Source organism: Caballeronia sp. AZ1_KS37, assembly GCF_023631165.1.
Taxonomy (GTDB): Bacteria; Pseudomonadota; Gammaproteobacteria; order Burkholderiales; family Burkholderiaceae; genus Caballeronia; species Caballeronia zhejiangensis.
On the sequence record NZ_JALQDP010000026.1, the window covers coordinates 16,011 to 30,378 of the forward strand.

The window sequence follows — 14,368 nt, forward strand, 5'->3', positions numbered from 1 at the left end:
GGCCGGCGTGCGCGCGGTTCGCGAGATGCGGACGGATGAGCCTGCGCATACGCCTGCTTCTTTGGCTGCTCGCGCCGCTCGCCCTTTTCGTGCTGATTACATCGATCGCTTCGTACGATTCCGCGTGCCGCACGGCGGACATGATGGAGGACGCGGCGCTCCTTGCCTCCGCACGGACCATCGGCGATGGCATCGAGTGGTCCGATCGCGAACTCACCGTCAAGATCGTGCCAGCGGCCCTCGAAATGTTCGAGTCGCCATATCGGGATCGCGTGTATTACAAGATCGTCGCCGAACGCGGCCGATTGCTCGGCGGCAGGCCGGAGCTTCCGATGCCCGAGCGCGAAAGCTCACATCCCGTTTATTTCGACGCCGAGTTCGAGGGTACGAAGGTTCGCGCCATCTCTTATCCGCGTTTTCTGTTCGATGACGGCAAGGTGGTGGCGGCGCGGGTCATCGTCGCCAAGACGCGGGCTTCGCGGCATGCCATGCGCGATCAGCTATGGCGCCCGCAGTTGCTGCGCGCATGCGTGATGCTCGCGCTGGTCGCCGCGCTCGTTCCGCTCGGTCTCGCGGCCGCGCTCCGTCCGCTGATGCGCCTCAAGGACGACCTCGCCGGGCGCTCGCCGCTGGAAATCGATCCGATGCGCGCGCAAGCTTTGCCACGCGAACTCCGGCCGATCGTCGACGCCCTCAATCAATGCATCGCGCAAGTCAGGCATCACGCGCGGACACAGCGCGATTTCGTGTCCGATGCGGCGCATCAGCTCAGCACGCCGCTCACGCTTCTCGACACTCAGATCCAATACGCTTGCCTGAACTGCGGCGGCGAGCGCGCATGCGAGATCGCGCTCAAGAGCGCGGGCCGGAGCATGAAAAAGATGAAAGCCGTAACGAAGCAACTGCTGATGCTCGCGCAGGCAGAGTCCACGCCCGAACCCATACGAACGATGACGGACATGACGGATGTCGTCGAGTCCGTGCTCGAAGAACTGATCGTGCTGGCGCAGCGGCGTGATATCGACCTTGGCGCAGAAACCGAACCGGGCACGATGGTGGCGGGCAACGCGGCGCTGCTGTCCGCGCTCGTGTCGAACCTCGTCGACAACGCCATTCGCTACACGCAGCCGGGCGGGCGCGTCACCGTGATCGTCAGGCGTTCGCACGAGCAGGTTCTGTTGCAGGTGGTCGACAACGGTCCGGGGCTTTCCGCCGAGGCACGCGCGCATGTGTTCGAGCGCTTCTATCGCGCGTCTGCTTTTACCGATGGCACCGGGCTCGGGCTGCCGATCGTGCGGGAGATCGCGCTGCGCCACGGCGGCACCGTCACGCTCGGGGCGGGCTACGCGCGTGCAGGATTGTCCGTGTCGGTCAGGCTGCCCGCATGGTCCGGCGGGGACATCCGATGAAGCTGCTGCTCGTCGAAGACAACGCCGAGCTGGCGCACTGGATCGTGAGTCTGTTGAAGGCGGATTCTTTCATCGTCGATCATGTGCCGAACGCGGAATGCGCCACGTCGATCCTCAATCAATGCACCTACGATGTCGTGTTGCTGGACATGCGCCTGCCCGCGATGAGCGGCAAGGAACTGCTCGGACGGCTGCGGCGCCGCGGCGACACCGTGCCCGTACTGATGCTGACCGCGCACGGATCGATCGAGGACAAGGTGGAATGCTTCGCAGCGGGCGCGGACGATTTCGTCGTCAAGCCTTTCGATGCGCGTGAACTGGTGGCCCGCATCAAGGCTCTGGTGCGTCGTCAGAGCGCGCAGAAAGCCGTCGCGCTGATGTGCGGCGATCTCCGGTATGCATTCGCCACGCGCGAGTTCAGCTATCGGGGCGCGCCCATTTCGCTGCGACGTCGCGAGCACGCGATTCTCGAAGCGCTGATCCTGCGGCAGGACAAGACCGTGTCGAAGTCGATGCTGATGGAATGCATCTTCAGTCTAGACGATGTCGCCAGCGCCGATGCCATCGACATCTATATTCATCGCTTGCGCAAGCGGCTGGCCGAAACGAACGCGCAGATCATGACGTTGCGCGGTCTCGGCTATATCCTGCGCGCACGCGAAGAATGATCGATGTGTGCGCTCGGTGACAATACTTAGATATGCGTAGCACGCGCGATAGCGCCGTGAAAGATTCGAGCGGCTAGGATGCGTTTCATGTTCCGCGACAAGCGCGAATGATGCGCTGACCGGAACAGTCGGACGTCATGTGCGCGTGAATCGCGTTTCACTTCTTGACATGGCGCGCCGGACCATTGCGACCACTATCTGGGGTGCATGAAGTTATGTCGATCAACATTCTGGTTGTTGCTTTCCTGCTCGCAGCGGCGGTCATGCTGTGCTGTTCGATCGTGGAGTACGTCGCGGTCTTGAGAATCATCCGGGACGACGCGCCCTTGCCGCAGACGCCGCGTGGACCGCTGGCGAAATCCGACCGGTTCTTCTGTCTCAGCGCGCTTCTGTGTTTCGTTTCGCTGGCTTGTCTTCTGCTTGTCGATTGAACGCCACGAGGAGTCGAGACGATGTCGAACACGAAAATACGAAGGCTCCCGAAACCGTCGCGAGACCGGAACGCCAGAATCTACTGGCTGCCGATGCCGCGCGTCGAGGCGGACAAAGTCATCCTTCAATGCCGGATCGCACTCGAATCGGTCAAGCGTGGCCGGGCGAGTCTGATCGAGGCGCAGTGCATCGCGCAGGCCGTGCTGCTGTCGGGACTCTTGACCGAGGCGGGCTTCGGCATTCTGGACCGCGCGACGCTCGATGAAGTGCAGGGCGACGTGCTCGCGTTGCTCGACCGCGGCCTGACGGTCGGCGACTGGCGCCTTCCCGCGACTGCGGTGCCGCGGCTCACTGCGGTGATCAACGAGCACGACCGGCAGATGAGAGAAGTGCGTCTTTCAGCGGTCATCGAATGCAACGAGCATCTCGAACGTTTCATCGCGACGTTGCCGCGCCCGAGCGATTCGCCCACGCATTGAAACGCTTCGCGCGGGCGGCCGCGCGAAGCGTTTCGATCACATGCCGTGCTTCGTCACGACCGATTCCCACTGCCCGTTCTTCACCTGATACAGCGTCGACGATGCGTTCTTCAACGCGCCGTTGTCGTCGAACGCGATCGGCCCCGTGATGCCGTCGAACTTGTTGGTCTTCAGCACCGGCCGGTACACGTTCGGATCGATGGAATTGGCTTTCTGCATCGCGTTGATCGCGGCCCACGCGGCGTCGTAGCCGAACGGCGCATACGACAGGATCGCGACGCCGAAGCGCTTCTGGAACTTCTCGCTGAATGCCTTGCCTTCGGGCAGCTTGTCGAGCGGGCTGCCGTATTCCCACGCCTGCGCGCCCTCGGCGGCGTCGCCGGCGAGCTTGAGGAAATCCGCGTCCATCACGCCGCCGCCGCCCACGAACTGCGCGTTCATGCCGAGCTGCTTCATCCGCTTGACGACCGCCGCCGCCTGCCGGTCGAGGCCGCCGAAGAAGATCAGATCCGCGTTGGTCGACTTGATGCGCGTCAGTTGCGCGCTGAAATCGACGGTCTGATTGTCGCTGTATTCGCGCGTGACGATCGTGCCGCCTTTCGCCTTCACCGCCTTCTCGAACTCGTCGGCCTCGCCCTGACCGAAGGCCGTGCGATCGTCGATGATCGCGATGCGCTTCGCCTTCGTCGTCGTCACCGCGTAGACGCCGGCGTTGCCCGCGTTCTGCGCGTCGCTGGAAATCACCGTGAACATGTTCGCGAGGCCGCGCGTCGTGATGGTCGGATTGGTCGCGGCGGGATCGATCGTCGGGATGCCGGCGTTGTTGTAGATCGGCGATGCGGGCAGCGTCGTGCCCGAATTGAAGTGTCCGACGACGACGACCACGCCATCGTCGACGAGCTTCTGCGCCGCCTGCACGCCGACGCGCGGATCGGCCTGATCGTCTTCCGCGCGGATCTCGAACTTGGCCGTCTTGCCACCGATCGTGATCTTTTTCGCGTTGGCTTCATCGAGCGCGAGCTGCACGCCGTTCTGGAGATCCTTCCCGTAACCCGCGTTCGCGCCGGTCAGCGGCGCGGCGAAACCCACTTTCACCGGAAGTTCGTCAGCGCTCGCGGCAAAAGGCACGGCGCCGAGCGTGGCCGCGGCGCACGCCACGAGCCATGCCAAAGGTCTGGTACGGAAGCGCATGGTTTTCCCTCTCCTTTTTGATCTGGCAAATCGAAATCGAATGGAACGCCCTGGCATCGGACAAGCGAAATGTAGGGAGCCAATTTCGGCGCGTCTTGGTGTTTAGTCGCGCGTCCGATGCGGATTTCGGCATAGGCCCGATACGCCGCGATCTCAACCCCATGGCGGCTTCGGGCGTTTCGCCGACGCGCCGCGCGCGACGATTCCCGACCATCCGCGAGACGCTGCTATCGGGCCGATTGAATCCCGCCGCTTGACAAAGTGCATATGCACAAATATTCTGCGTGGCATGACTTCCAACTCTTCTCCTCTCGACTGCAACTGTTTTGCGATCCGTCAGGCGGCGCGTTATGTGTCGCAAATGTACGAGCGGCATTTGAGCGTAGCGGGCATCACGGCGGCGCAGTTCACGATTCTCGCGGCGATCGGGCGCAAGCCCGGCGTGCAGATGCTCGAACTCGCCGATTCGATGGTGATGGACCGCACGACGCTCGTGCGTGCGCTCAAGCCCTTGCAGCGCGACGGTCTCGTCGAAGCGGCGCAGGAATCGGCGAGTTCGCGCGCCGTCGGCTTGCGTCTCACGGCAACCGGCAAGGAAACGCTCGTGAAGGCAGCGGCGCAATGGCGCGCGGCGCAGGCGGAATTCGAAACGAAGTTCGGCGAGAAACGCGCGAAGGCATTGCGCCAGTCGCTGTTCGAATTGACGACGATGGAGTGAGTTGATCAAGCGCTGGCTCGCCGCGTGCGAGCCTTTTATTCATCGGCATTAGTGCATATGCACAATCAAGCGGAGCAGATCATGCAGGTCAAAGGAAAAGTGGTACTCGTCACCGGCGCCAATCGCGGGCTCGGCAAGCAATTTGCGAAGTCGTTGATCGAAGCGGGCGCGGCGAAGGTTTATGCGGCCGCGCGCGATCCGAAGAGCGTCGACATTCCGGGCGTCGAAGCGATCCGCCTCGACGTGACGAACGCCGCGGACATCGCGGAAGCAGCGGCGACCTACACCGACGTCCAAGTGATCGTCAACAACGCGGGCGTGACGACGCGCGGCTTGCTCGTCGATCCGGCATCGACGCAAGGCATTCGCGATCTGCTCGAAATCAACACGTTCGGCCCCATTGCGCTCACGCAGGCATTCGCGCCCGTGCTGAAGAAGAACGGCGGCGGTGCGGTCATCAACGTTCTTTCGGTGCTGAGCTGGGTCTCGTTGCCGGCGGGCGGCGCGTATCACATCTCGAAGGCGGCGGCGTGGGCGGCCACGAACGCCCTGCGCGAGGAATTGCGCGAGCAGGGCACGCTCGTCGTGGCGGCGCATCCCGGTTACATCGATACCGACATGACCGCGCAAGTCACCGCGCCGAAATCGACGCCGGAACATGTCGTGCGCGAAGTGCTCGCGGCGGTGGAGAAGAATCAGGAAGAAGTGCTCGTCGATGACACCGGGCGCGCGGTCAAGCAATCGCTGTCGACCGACGCCCCCATCTACCTCACCGGAATTCCGCGCTGATCGGAGGCTCGCCATGTTTGCGCAGGACATCGTGTTGTGTCATCCGGTGCGTACGGCGATCGGCGGGTTCGGCGGCTCGCTGAAGGACACGCCCGCCGTCGATCTGGGCGCGGCCGTCATCGCGGAAACGTTGCGGCGCGCGGGTTCGGCGCTCGATCCGTCATCGGTGGATTCGGTCGTGTTCGGCAACGTCATTCAGGCGGGCAACCGCATGAATCCGGCGCGACAGGCGTCGGTCGGCGGCGGCGTGCCGGTTTCCGTGCCCGCGCTGACGGTCAATCGCGTGTGCGGCTCCGGCGCGCAGGCCGTGGTGACGGCGGCGACGGAAATCGCGGCGGGCGTCTCGCGGCTTGCCATCGCGGGCGGCATGGAGAACATGGACCGCGCGCCGTATCTGCTCGATGGCGGTCGTCGCGGTTATCGCATGGGCAACGCGCAGATCTACGACAGCCTGCTGCGCGACGGTCTCGTCGATGCGTTCTCGGGCGAGCATTCGGGCTGGCATACGGAAGATCTCGTGTCGAAGTTCGATATCACGCGCGAGGCGCAGGATCGCTGGGCCGAGCGCTCGCAGCAGTCGTTTGCGGCGGCGCAGAAGGACGGCGCGTTCGATGCGGAAATCGTCGGCGTCGATGTGAAGGCGGGCAAGGAAACCGTTGCGTTTGCGCGCGATGAGCAGCCGCGTCCCGACACGAATTTCGCGGCGCTGGCGAAATTGCGTCCGGCATTCCGTCCCAACGGCACGATTACGGCCGGCAATGCGCCGGGGCTGAACAGCGGCGCATCGGCGATGATCGTGACGAGCCGCAACGAAGCGGACGCGCGCGGCATCGAACCGTTCGTGCGCCTGGCGGCGTTCGGCGTTGCGGCGGTCGAGCCGGGGATGTTCGGGCTCAGTCCGGTGCCCGCCGTGCAGCAGGCGTTGCAGCGCGCGGGATGGACGCTCGGCGATGTCGAGCGCTTCGAGATCAACGAAGCGTTCGCGGCGGTGCCGATCGCGGTGGCGCAAACGCTCGGCGTGCCCGACGACATCGTCAACGTCGAAGGCGGCGCGATCGCGCACGGTCATCCGATCGGCGCGACGGGCGCCGTGCTGACGACGCGCCTCGCCCACGCGATGCGCCGCGACGGCGTGAAGCGCGCGATCGTGACGCTGTGCATCGGCGGCGGGCAGGGCATCGCGCTCGCGCTGGAAGCGATCGCGTAGGCGTTCGCGTCAGCGCTTCGCGTTCTTCTGCATGTCATCGAAACCCGCCGCGGCTTGCTGCACGTCCGGCGGGAAATCGTCCATCTCCATGACCTGCCGCACTTCGATCATCTCCGTATCCGATCCGGGGCAACGCTTCGCCCATTCGATCGCTTCCTCGCGCGACTTCACCTGGACCATCCAGTAGCCGCCGAGCACTTCCTTCGCTTCGGCGAACGGTCCGTCGGTGACGCGCGGCTTGCCGCCTTCGAACGTGACGCGCGCGCCCATCGACGGCGGATGCAGTCCGTCGAGCGCGAGCAGCACGCCGGCCCTCTGCAATTCCTCGTTGTATTTCATCATCGCGGCGACGGCTTCGGCGCTCGGCATCGTGCCCGGTTCGGCGCTTTCGTAGCCGCGCGGAATCATCAGCATCATGAATCGCATGTGGATCGCTCCTTGAAGTTGGTGTATTTATCGAGCGTCTTCGGTACGCTCACACCTAACGACGAGCAACATGACACGAGATCGACATGCCCGCCCTTAAGCGTTTTTCCCTAGTCGATTGCTGTTGCCTTCGCGACCCGTAAGATCAAATAATGTAATCCATTACATCTCGATCGCGACGCGCGGCAAAGCGATGTCAGATACGGTTCGACCACGCGAAGAAGTATCGATTGCCGACGTCGCTGAACGCGCGGGCGTGTCGGTCGCGACCGTATCGCGCGTGCTCAACGGACACACGAACGTTCGCGAGACGACGCGCGAAAAAGTGCTCGAAGCGGTCGCGACGAGCGGCTATCGCATCAACGAGCTGGCGCGCAATCTGCGCACGGCCGAAAGCCGCCTGCTCCTCACGATGGTCCCCGACTTCGGCAATCCGTTCTATGCGGCGATCGTGCGCGGCATCGACAGCGTCGCGCGTCAGAACGGCTACTTCATGCTGCTGTGCGATACCGGCGCGGACCCGTTGCGCGAGCGAAGCTATTTCGATCTGCTGCGCGGCCGCCGCGCCGATGGCGCCATCTGTCTCGATCCCGCCGCCGTGCAAAAAGCGCTCGCCGAAGAAGCGTCGACGCTGCCGTGGGTCGCGTGCTGCGAGTTCGATCCGGCGGCGGGCGTGCCGTACGTCGGCATCGACAATCATCTCGCCGCGGGCGATGTCGTGCGTTATCTGACGGCGAAGGGGCATCGGCGCATTGCGCTCATCAACTCGGGTCAGGGTTATCTGTATGGACGACAGCGGCTCGCGGGCTATCGCGATGCGTTGATCGAAGCCGGCATCGAGCCGCGCGCGGAGTGGCTGATCGAACTCGACAGCCTCGATTACGACGCGGGCGAGCGCGCGGCCGCGCAACTCGCATCGTTGGGCGATGCGCGTCCGACGGCCGCCTTCGCCGTGTCGGACACGCTCGCCATCGGCGTGATGAACGGCTTTCGCGGCGCGGGCTTTTCAGTGCCCGACGATGTCGCTGTCGTCGGCTTCGACGATATCGCCGTTGCCGCGCATGTCGATCCGCCGCTCACGACCGTTTCGCAGCCGATGCAACTGCTCGGCGAAACCGCAGCCGACCTGCTGCTCAAGCGCCTGCGCGACCCGCGCGCGGATGTGCCGGGCGTGCTGCTGCCGCATCGGCTGATTCGAAGAAGGAGCGCGTGACGATGAGCCTCGCCGTGCGCTTTCAGGGCATCGAAAAGCAGTTCGGGCCGGTGCGCGTGCTGCACGGCGTCAGCTTCGATCTCGCGCCGGGCCGCATCTACGGATTGCTCGGCGAGAACGGCGCGGGCAAGTCCACGCTGATGAAGATTCTCGCGGGCTACGAGCGTGCGAACGCGGGCGAGCTTTTCGTCGATGAACGCGCGCGCGACTTCACGAGTTCGCGCGATGCCGAACATGCCGGCATCGTGCTGATCCATCAGGAATTGAATCTCGCGGATCATTTGAGCATCACGCAGAACATGTTCCTCGGGCACGAGCTGAAGAAAGGCTTCTTCCTCGATGAAGCCGCGATGCGCGACGATGCCCGCGCCGCGTTGAACGACGTCGGCCTGCACAAGAATCCCGATACGAAGGTGCGCGATCTGATCGTCGCGGAGAAGCAGCTCGTCGAGATCGCGAAGGCGATGTTGCGCAGCGCGCGCCTGCTCATCATGGACGAACCGACCGCGACGTTGACGCCATCGGAGACGCAGCGTCTCTTCGGCCTGATGGCGCGTCTGAAGGAAGCGGGCACGACCATCGTCTATATCTCGCACAAGCTCGACGAAGTGGAACGCGTGACCGACGAAGTGATCGTGATGCGCGATGGCCGCTTCGTCGCGCGCGCGCCGACCGACGAGCTGACGCGTCAGCAGATGGCCAATCTGATGGTCGGCCGCGAAGTCTCCGACATGTTCCCCGACAAGCCGCCGTTGTCCGACGACGCGCCGGTCGCGTTCGAAGTCGAAGGCGCCTCGGTGCCGGGCTGGGCCGACGGCATCGGCTTTTCGGTGCGCAAGGGCGAAGTGTTCGGCTTCGCGGGACTCGTCGGCGCGGGGCGCACGGAGCTGTTCGAAGCGCTCGTCGGCCTGCGTCCGCTCTGTGCGGGGCGCGTCGTCATCGACGGAAAAACGGTCAAGCTCAAAGGCCCGCGCGAAGCGATGCAGCAAGGCCTCACTTATCTGAGCGAAGACAGAAAGGGGCGCGGCCTTCACGTCGACATGGCGCTGAAAGACAATCTCACGATGATGACGCTGGAGCGCTACGCGCATCCGCTCATCGATACGCGCGCGGAACGCGAAGCCCTGAACGCGGCGGTGAAGGACTTCGGCATACGCACCGGCAACGCGTCGATACGCGCGCGCATGCTGTCGGGCGGCAATCAGCAGAAGCTCGCGCTCGCGAAGTTCCTGAATCCCGATCCGCGCGTGATCGTGCTCGACGAACCCACGCGCGGCGTCGATGTCGGCGCGAAACGCGATATCTATTTCCTGATTCATCGGCTGGCCGCGGAAGGCCGCGCGGTGATCGTGATCTCGTCCGAACTGATCGAGCTGATCGGCTTGTGTCATCGCGTCGCGGTGATGCGCGCGGGCGAACTCGTCGCGACACTCGGCATGGATCTTTTGACCGAAGAGAGGTTGATCGCGCATGCGACCGGCACACACTGAAGACACCGAAAGCGAGAGCCGTCTCTCCACCGTCGCGCGCTTCATGTTCGGCGTCGGGCCGCTCATCGGGCTGATCGCGCTGTGTATCGGCGGCACCTTGCTCAACGGCGATTTCGCCACCGTCGACAACGCGATGAACGTGCTCACGCGCACGTCGTTCATTGGCATCATCGCGGTGGGGATGACCTTCGTCATCATCTCGGGCGGCATCGATCTGTCGGTCGGTTCGATGGCCGCGCTCATCGCGGGCAGCATGATCTACATGATGAACGCGCTGATGCAGGGCTTTCACGGCCACGCGGTGCCGCCGCTTCTGATCATCGCGCTCGGCATCGTGCTCGCGCTCGTGCTCGGCGCGCTGTTCGGCTTCGCGCATGGCGTGCTCGTGACGAAAGGTCGCATCGAGCCGTTCATCGTCACGCTCGGCACGCTCGGCATATTTCGCGCGCTGCTCACATGGCTCGCGGATGGCGGCGCGCTCACGCTCGACAACTCGCTCGTCGATCTTTACGGGCCGGTTTATTACGCGAGTCTGCTGCATGTTCCGGTGCCGATCTGGGTGTTCGCGATCGTGGCGGCGGGCGGTGCGCTCGTGCTCAATCGCACGGTGTACGGGCGTCATGTGCAGGCGATCGGATCGAACGAACAGGTCGCGCGTTATGCGGCGATTCGCGTGGATCGTGTGAAGATCGTCACGTATGTGCTGCTCGGTTTATGCGTGGCCGTCGCGACGATTCTGTATGTGCCGCGCTTAGGCTCCGCCACGCCGACGACGGGCCTCCTGTGGGAACTCGAAGCGATCGCGTCCGTCGTGGTCGGCGGCACGGCGCTGAAGGGCGGCGAAGGGCGCGTGATCGGCACGGTCATCGGCGCGATTCTGCTTTCGGTCATCAACAACATTTTGAATCTCACGAGCATCATCAGCGTGTATCTGAATGCGGCGGTGCAGGGCGCCGTCATCATCCTCGTAGCATTCTTGCAGCGCGGTCGTCGTTGATAGTCATAAAACAGGAGACATCGTCATGAAGAAAATGCTTCGCGCGCTCGGCGCGCTCACGTTGACGGCGAGCGCGTTCGCCGCTGCATCGTCGTCCGCATTCGCCGCCGACAAGGTCGTGCTGGGCGTCGCCATTCCGACCGCCGATCACGGCTTCACGGGCGGCATCGTGTGGTGGGCCAACGAAGCGAAGAAGGAACTGGAAAAGGCGCATCCCGACCTGAAGGTGATCGTGAAGACGGCGAGCACCGCGCCCGAGCAGGCGAACCAGTTGCAGGATTTGGTCACGGTCAACAAGATCAATGCGCTCGTGATCTTCCCGCAGGAATCGGCGTCGCTCACGCAACCGGTCGCGCAGGTCAAGAAGAAAGGCGTGTATGTGACGGTGGTCGATCGCGGCCTGACCGACACGAGCGCGCAGGACGCGTACGTCGCCGGCGACAACACCGCTTTCGGCAAGATTCCCGCCGAGTTTCTCGCGAAGCAGTTGAACGGCAAGGGCGATATCGTCGCGCTGCGCGGCATTCCGACGACACTCGACAACGAGCGCTGGAACGCCTTCGAAGGCGTGCTGAAGCAATATCCCGACATCAAGATTCTCGATGCGAAATACGCCAACTGGAATCGCGACGATGCGTTCAAGGTAATGCAGGACTATCTCACGCGCTTCAAGCATATCGACGCCGTGTGGGCCGCGGATGACGACATGATGGTCGGCGTGCTGAAGGCGATCGATCAGGCGAAGCGCACGGACATCAAGATCGTGTTCGGCGGCGCGGGATCGAAGGAAGCGGTCAAGCGCATCATGGACGGCGACGCGCGCGTGCCGGCCGATGTCTCGTATTCGCCGAAGTTCATCTACGACGCGATCAAGCTGACCGCCGAAGCGCGCCTGAAGGGCGACAAGCTGCCGCCGACGACGATCATCCCGTCGGTGCTCATCACGAAGGACAACGCCAAGCAGTTCTATTTCCCGAACTCGCCGTTCTGATGCGCGAAGGCCGTTCATCCGGCCTTCTTTTTGTGGAGGCGAAAGATGAAAACCATCAAAGGCCCGGCGATATTTCTCGCACAGTTCATGGGCGATCAGGCGCCGTTCGATACGCTCGCGAATCTCGCGTCGTGGGCGGCGTCGCTCGGTTACAAGGGCATACAGGTGCCTGCCGATCCGCGTCTGATCGATCTGGAGAAGGCCGCATCGAGCGATGCGTATTGCGATGAGATTCGCCGCACCGTCGACGATGCGGGCGTCGCGATCACCGAGTTGTCGACGCATCTGCAAGGACAACTGGTCGCCGTGCATCCCGCATACGACACGCTGTTCGATGGCTTCGCCGCGCCGCATGTGCGGGGCGATCCGGCCGCGCGGACCGAATGGGCGATCGCGCAAATGAAGCTCGCGGCGGCGGCGTCGAAGCGTCTCGGCTTGAACGCGCACGTGACGTTTTCGGGCGCGCTCGCGTGGCCGTATGTGTATCCGTGGCCGCAGCGTCCGGCGGGTCTCGTCGAAGCCGCGTTCGAAGAGCTTGCGAACCGCTGGCGTCCGATTCTCGACGAGTTCGATCGCGCGGGCATCGACGTGTGTTACGAGCTTCATCCTGGCGAAGACCTGCATGACGGCGTGACGTTCGAGCGTTTTCTCGCGGCGGTGGACGATCATCCGCGCGCGAACATCCTGTTCGATCCGAGCCACTTCATGTTGCAGCAGCTCGACTACCTTGCGTTCATCGACATCTATCACGCGCGCATCAAGGCGTTTCACGTAAAGGACGCCGAGTTCCGGCCGAGCGGGAAACAGGGCGTGTACGGCGGCTATTCCGGATGGGTCGATCGCGCCGGCCGCTTCCGTTCGCTGGGCGATGGCCAGATCGACTTCAAGGCGATCTTCTCGAAGATGGCGCAATACGATTTCGGCGGCTGGGCCGTGCTCGAATGGGAATGCGCGCTGAAGCATCCGGAAGACGGCGCGCGCGAAGGCGCGGTGTTCATCCGCGATCACATCATCCGCGTGGCCGAGCGCGCCTTCGATGACTTCGCGGGCAGCGGCGCGAGCCGCGAGCAGATGCGCGGCGTGCTCGGCATCGATTCCGGAGACAAGCGATGAATCGCGTGCGGTTGGGGATGGTCGGCGGCGGCGAGGGCGCGTTCATCGGCGCGGTGCATCGCATTGCGGCACGGCTCGACGATCGCTATGAACTCGTCGCGGGCGCGTTGTCGTCGGATGCGCGGCGCGCGGCATCGAGCGCCGCGGCGATCGGGCTCGCGCGCAGCTACGACGATTTTCGCGAGATGGCGCGCATCGAGGCTGGACGCTCGGACGGCATCGAGGCGGTCGCGATCGTCACGCCGAATCATCTGCATGCGCCGATCGCGACCGCTTTTCTCGAAGCGGGCATTCACGTGATTTGCGACAAGCCGCTCGCCGTTTCGCTCGATGAAGGCGAGGCGCTGGCGAAGCTCGCGCGCGAGAAGGATCGCGTGTTTGCGGTGACTTATACCTACACGGGTTATCCGCTCGTGCGGCATGCGCGCGGAATGGTGCAGCGCGGCTTGCTCGGCGACATTCGCGTGGTGCAGGTCGAGTATGCGCAGGACTGGCTGTCTCTTCCTGTCGAGACGCAGGCGAACCGGCAGGCCGTATGGCGCACCGATCCCGCGCTCGCTGGACCGGCGGGATGTCTCGGCGATATCGGCACGCACGCGTATCAGCTTGCGGAATACGTGACGGGGATGCGGCCATCCGAGCTTGCCGCCGATGTGACGACGTTCGTGCCGAATCGTCGTGTGGACGATCATGTTCAGGCGATGTTGCGCTACGAGAACGGCGCGCGTGGCATGTTGTGGGCGAGTCAGGTCGCGGCCGGCGAGGAGAACGCGTTGCGATTGCGCGTGTATGGGACGAAGGCGGGCATTGCGTTCGATCAGCAGAAGCCGAACGAATTGTGGTTCACGCCGATAGGCGGCGCGTCGGAGCGCATCACGCGCGGGCGCGTGCAAAGTCCTGAAGCGCTGCACGCGACGCGCGTGCCGGCGGGACATCCGGAAGGGTATCTGGAAGCGTTCGCGCAGGTTTATACGGATGCGGCGGCGTGTATCGCGAGCGGGACGACGCAGGGGGATGACTGGCTGACGACCGTCGAGGATGGGGTCGCGGGGTTGCGGTTCGTGGAGGCGGTGTTGAGGAGTGGGGGGCGGAATGGGGAGTGGGTGGGGCTGAAGAGTTAGTCGAATACCCACTTTCTTCGCCTTCAGCCGAAATGCGCGCCAAACGCTCGATTGCGAATCGAAGGTTTCGCAGCTTGGCTGCAAGAAAAAACGCGGCTTCCAAAGGAAGCCGCGTCTCATGCTC

At 63.8% G+C, this 14,368-nt stretch carries 16 protein-coding genes; 14 read left to right on the forward strand and 2 right to left on the reverse strand.

Going from position 1 to position 14,368, the window contains the following annotated elements; all coding sequences use genetic code 11:
- Nucleotides 1-35: 35 nt before the first annotated feature.
- The 4 genes from NCS00_RS14365 to NCS00_RS14380 all read left to right on the forward strand — a co-directional run bounded on the left by NCS00_RS14365 (nt 36) and on the right by NCS00_RS14380 (nt 2,988).
- Nucleotides 36-1,409, forward strand: a complete 1,374-nt coding sequence (locus tag NCS00_RS14365; RefSeq protein ID WP_250440340.1) for a sensor histidine kinase — start codon at nt 36-38, stop codon at nt 1,407-1,409.
- Complete coding sequence (locus NCS00_RS14370; protein ID WP_008354119.1) at nt 1,406-2,077, forward strand: response regulator; 672 nt, start codon at nt 1,406-1,408, stop codon at nt 2,075-2,077. Before NCS00_RS14365 ends, NCS00_RS14370 begins: the two co-directional genes overlap by 4 nt.
- 215 nt (nt 2,078-2,292) lie before the next feature.
- Nucleotides 2,293-2,508, forward strand: coding sequence for a hypothetical protein (locus NCS00_RS14375; RefSeq protein ID WP_008354118.1), 216 nt, complete (start codon nt 2,293-2,295; stop codon nt 2,506-2,508).
- A gap of 21 nt (nt 2,509-2,529) precedes the next feature.
- Nucleotides 2,530-2,988: a hypothetical protein gene (locus NCS00_RS14380; RefSeq protein WP_051079078.1), complete on the forward strand. Its 459-nt coding sequence runs from the start codon at nt 2,530-2,532 to the stop codon at nt 2,986-2,988.
- A gap of 36 nt (nt 2,989-3,024) precedes the next feature.
- Here the strand turns inward: NCS00_RS14380 and NCS00_RS14385 are convergent, their stop codons facing one another.
- Nucleotides 3,025-4,179, reverse strand: a complete 1,155-nt coding sequence (locus tag NCS00_RS14385) for a branched-chain amino acid ABC transporter substrate-binding protein (protein ID WP_008354116.1) — start codon at nt 4,177-4,179, stop codon at nt 3,025-3,027.
- Between NCS00_RS14385 and NCS00_RS14390 the strand changes: the two genes are divergently transcribed.
- The 4 genes from NCS00_RS14390 to NCS00_RS14405 all read left to right on the forward strand — a co-directional run bounded on the left by NCS00_RS14390 (nt 4,152) and on the right by NCS00_RS14405 (nt 6,893).
- Nucleotides 4,152-4,436, forward strand: coding sequence for a hypothetical protein (locus NCS00_RS14390; RefSeq protein WP_175982935.1), 285 nt, complete (start codon nt 4,152-4,154; stop codon nt 4,434-4,436). The genes NCS00_RS14385 and NCS00_RS14390 overlap by 28 nt on opposite strands.
- Nucleotides 4,437-4,468: 32 nt before the next feature.
- Nucleotides 4,469-4,897, forward strand: a complete 429-nt coding sequence (locus NCS00_RS14395) for a MarR family winged helix-turn-helix transcriptional regulator (protein ID WP_033536665.1) — start codon at nt 4,469-4,471, stop codon at nt 4,895-4,897.
- A gap of 81 nt (nt 4,898-4,978) precedes the next feature.
- Nucleotides 4,979-5,686 (forward strand): SDR family oxidoreductase, encoded by a 708-nt coding sequence (locus tag NCS00_RS14400; protein WP_033536683.1) that lies wholly within the window; start codon nt 4,979-4,981, stop codon nt 5,684-5,686.
- A gap of 13 nt (nt 5,687-5,699) precedes the next feature.
- Nucleotides 5,700-6,893, forward strand: a complete 1,194-nt coding sequence (locus tag NCS00_RS14405) for a thiolase family protein (RefSeq protein WP_250440341.1) — start codon at nt 5,700-5,702, stop codon at nt 6,891-6,893.
- 9 nt (nt 6,894-6,902) lie between these two features.
- Here the strand turns inward: NCS00_RS14405 and NCS00_RS14410 are convergent, their stop codons facing one another.
- Nucleotides 6,903-7,319, reverse strand: coding sequence for a YciI family protein (locus NCS00_RS14410; protein WP_250440342.1), 417 nt, complete (start codon nt 7,317-7,319; stop codon nt 6,903-6,905).
- A 193-nt stretch (nt 7,320-7,512) separates the two neighbouring features.
- Here NCS00_RS14410 and NCS00_RS14415 point away from each other — a divergent pair, with 193 nt between their 5' ends.
- The 6 genes from NCS00_RS14415 to NCS00_RS14440 are packed head-to-tail and all read left to right on the forward strand — an operon-like array spanning nt 7,513 to nt 14,244.
- Complete coding sequence (locus tag NCS00_RS14415; protein ID WP_175982938.1) at nt 7,513-8,532, forward strand: LacI family DNA-binding transcriptional regulator; 1,020 nt, start codon at nt 7,513-7,515, stop codon at nt 8,530-8,532.
- Between the two features lie 2 nt (nt 8,533-8,534).
- Nucleotides 8,535-10,022, forward strand: coding sequence for a sugar ABC transporter ATP-binding protein (locus NCS00_RS14420; RefSeq protein WP_250436332.1), 1,488 nt, complete (start codon nt 8,535-8,537; stop codon nt 10,020-10,022).
- Complete coding sequence (locus NCS00_RS14425; protein WP_008354108.1) at nt 10,003-11,019, forward strand: ABC transporter permease; 1,017 nt, start codon at nt 10,003-10,005, stop codon at nt 11,017-11,019. The genes NCS00_RS14420 and NCS00_RS14425 overlap by 20 nt, the downstream gene beginning before the upstream one ends.
- Nucleotides 11,020-11,044: 25 nt before the next feature.
- On the forward strand, nt 11,045-12,010 hold the full coding sequence (locus NCS00_RS14430; protein ID WP_008354107.1) for a substrate-binding domain-containing protein: 966 nt from the start codon (nt 11,045-11,047) through the stop codon (nt 12,008-12,010).
- 45 nt (nt 12,011-12,055) lie between these two features.
- Nucleotides 12,056-13,123: a sugar phosphate isomerase/epimerase family protein gene (locus NCS00_RS14435; RefSeq protein ID WP_008354106.1), complete on the forward strand. Its 1,068-nt coding sequence runs from the start codon at nt 12,056-12,058 to the stop codon at nt 13,121-13,123.
- Nucleotides 13,120-14,244 carry a Gfo/Idh/MocA family protein gene (locus NCS00_RS14440; protein WP_250440343.1) on the forward strand — a complete coding sequence of 375 codons (1,125 nt, stop codon included), beginning with the start codon at nt 13,120-13,122 and terminating at the stop codon, nt 14,242-14,244. The genes NCS00_RS14435 and NCS00_RS14440 overlap by 4 nt, the downstream gene beginning before the upstream one ends.
- Nucleotides 14,245-14,368: the final 124 nt, after the last annotated feature.

Excerpts from the sequence above, each read along its gene's own strand:
- NCS00_RS14390 (WP_175982935.1), top strand. The coding sequence starts at position 4,152 with ATGCCAAAGGTCTGGTACGGAAGCGCATGGTTTTCCCTCTCCTTTTTG.
- NCS00_RS14420 (WP_250436332.1), top strand. The coding sequence starts at position 8,535 with ATGAGCCTCGCCGTGCGCTTTCAGGGCATCGAAAAGCAGTTCGGGCCG.
- NCS00_RS14435 (WP_008354106.1), top strand. The coding sequence starts at position 12,056 with ATGAAAACCATCAAAGGCCCGGCGATATTTCTCGCACAGTTCATGGGC.
- NCS00_RS14385 (WP_008354116.1), bottom strand. The coding sequence starts at position 4,179 with ATGCGCTTCCGTACCAGACCTTTGGCATGGCTCGTGGCGTGCGCCGCG.
- NCS00_RS14380 (WP_051079078.1), top strand. The coding sequence starts at position 2,530 with ATGTCGAACACGAAAATACGAAGGCTCCCGAAACCGTCGCGAGACCGG.
- NCS00_RS14410 (WP_250440342.1), bottom strand. The coding sequence starts at position 7,319 with ATGCGATTCATGATGCTGATGATTCCGCGCGGCTACGAAAGCGCCGAA.
- NCS00_RS14415 (WP_175982938.1), top strand. The coding sequence starts at position 7,513 with ATGTCAGATACGGTTCGACCACGCGAAGAAGTATCGATTGCCGACGTC.
- NCS00_RS14370 (WP_008354119.1), top strand. The coding sequence starts at position 1,406 with ATGAAGCTGCTGCTCGTCGAAGACAACGCCGAGCTGGCGCACTGGATC.
- NCS00_RS14400 (WP_033536683.1), top strand. The coding sequence starts at position 4,979 with ATGCAGGTCAAAGGAAAAGTGGTACTCGTCACCGGCGCCAATCGCGGG.
- NCS00_RS14405 (WP_250440341.1), top strand. The coding sequence starts at position 5,700 with ATGTTTGCGCAGGACATCGTGTTGTGTCATCCGGTGCGTACGGCGATC.
- NCS00_RS14395 (WP_033536665.1), top strand. The coding sequence starts at position 4,469 with ATGACTTCCAACTCTTCTCCTCTCGACTGCAACTGTTTTGCGATCCGT.
- NCS00_RS14375 (WP_008354118.1), top strand. The coding sequence starts at position 2,293 with ATGTCGATCAACATTCTGGTTGTTGCTTTCCTGCTCGCAGCGGCGGTC.
- NCS00_RS14440 (WP_250440343.1), top strand. The coding sequence starts at position 13,120 with ATGAATCGCGTGCGGTTGGGGATGGTCGGCGGCGGCGAGGGCGCGTTC.
- NCS00_RS14365 (WP_250440340.1), top strand. The coding sequence starts at position 36 with ATGAGCCTGCGCATACGCCTGCTTCTTTGGCTGCTCGCGCCGCTCGCC.
- NCS00_RS14425 (WP_008354108.1), top strand. The coding sequence starts at position 10,003 with ATGCGACCGGCACACACTGAAGACACCGAAAGCGAGAGCCGTCTCTCC.
- NCS00_RS14430 (WP_008354107.1), top strand. The coding sequence starts at position 11,045 with ATGAAGAAAATGCTTCGCGCGCTCGGCGCGCTCACGTTGACGGCGAGC.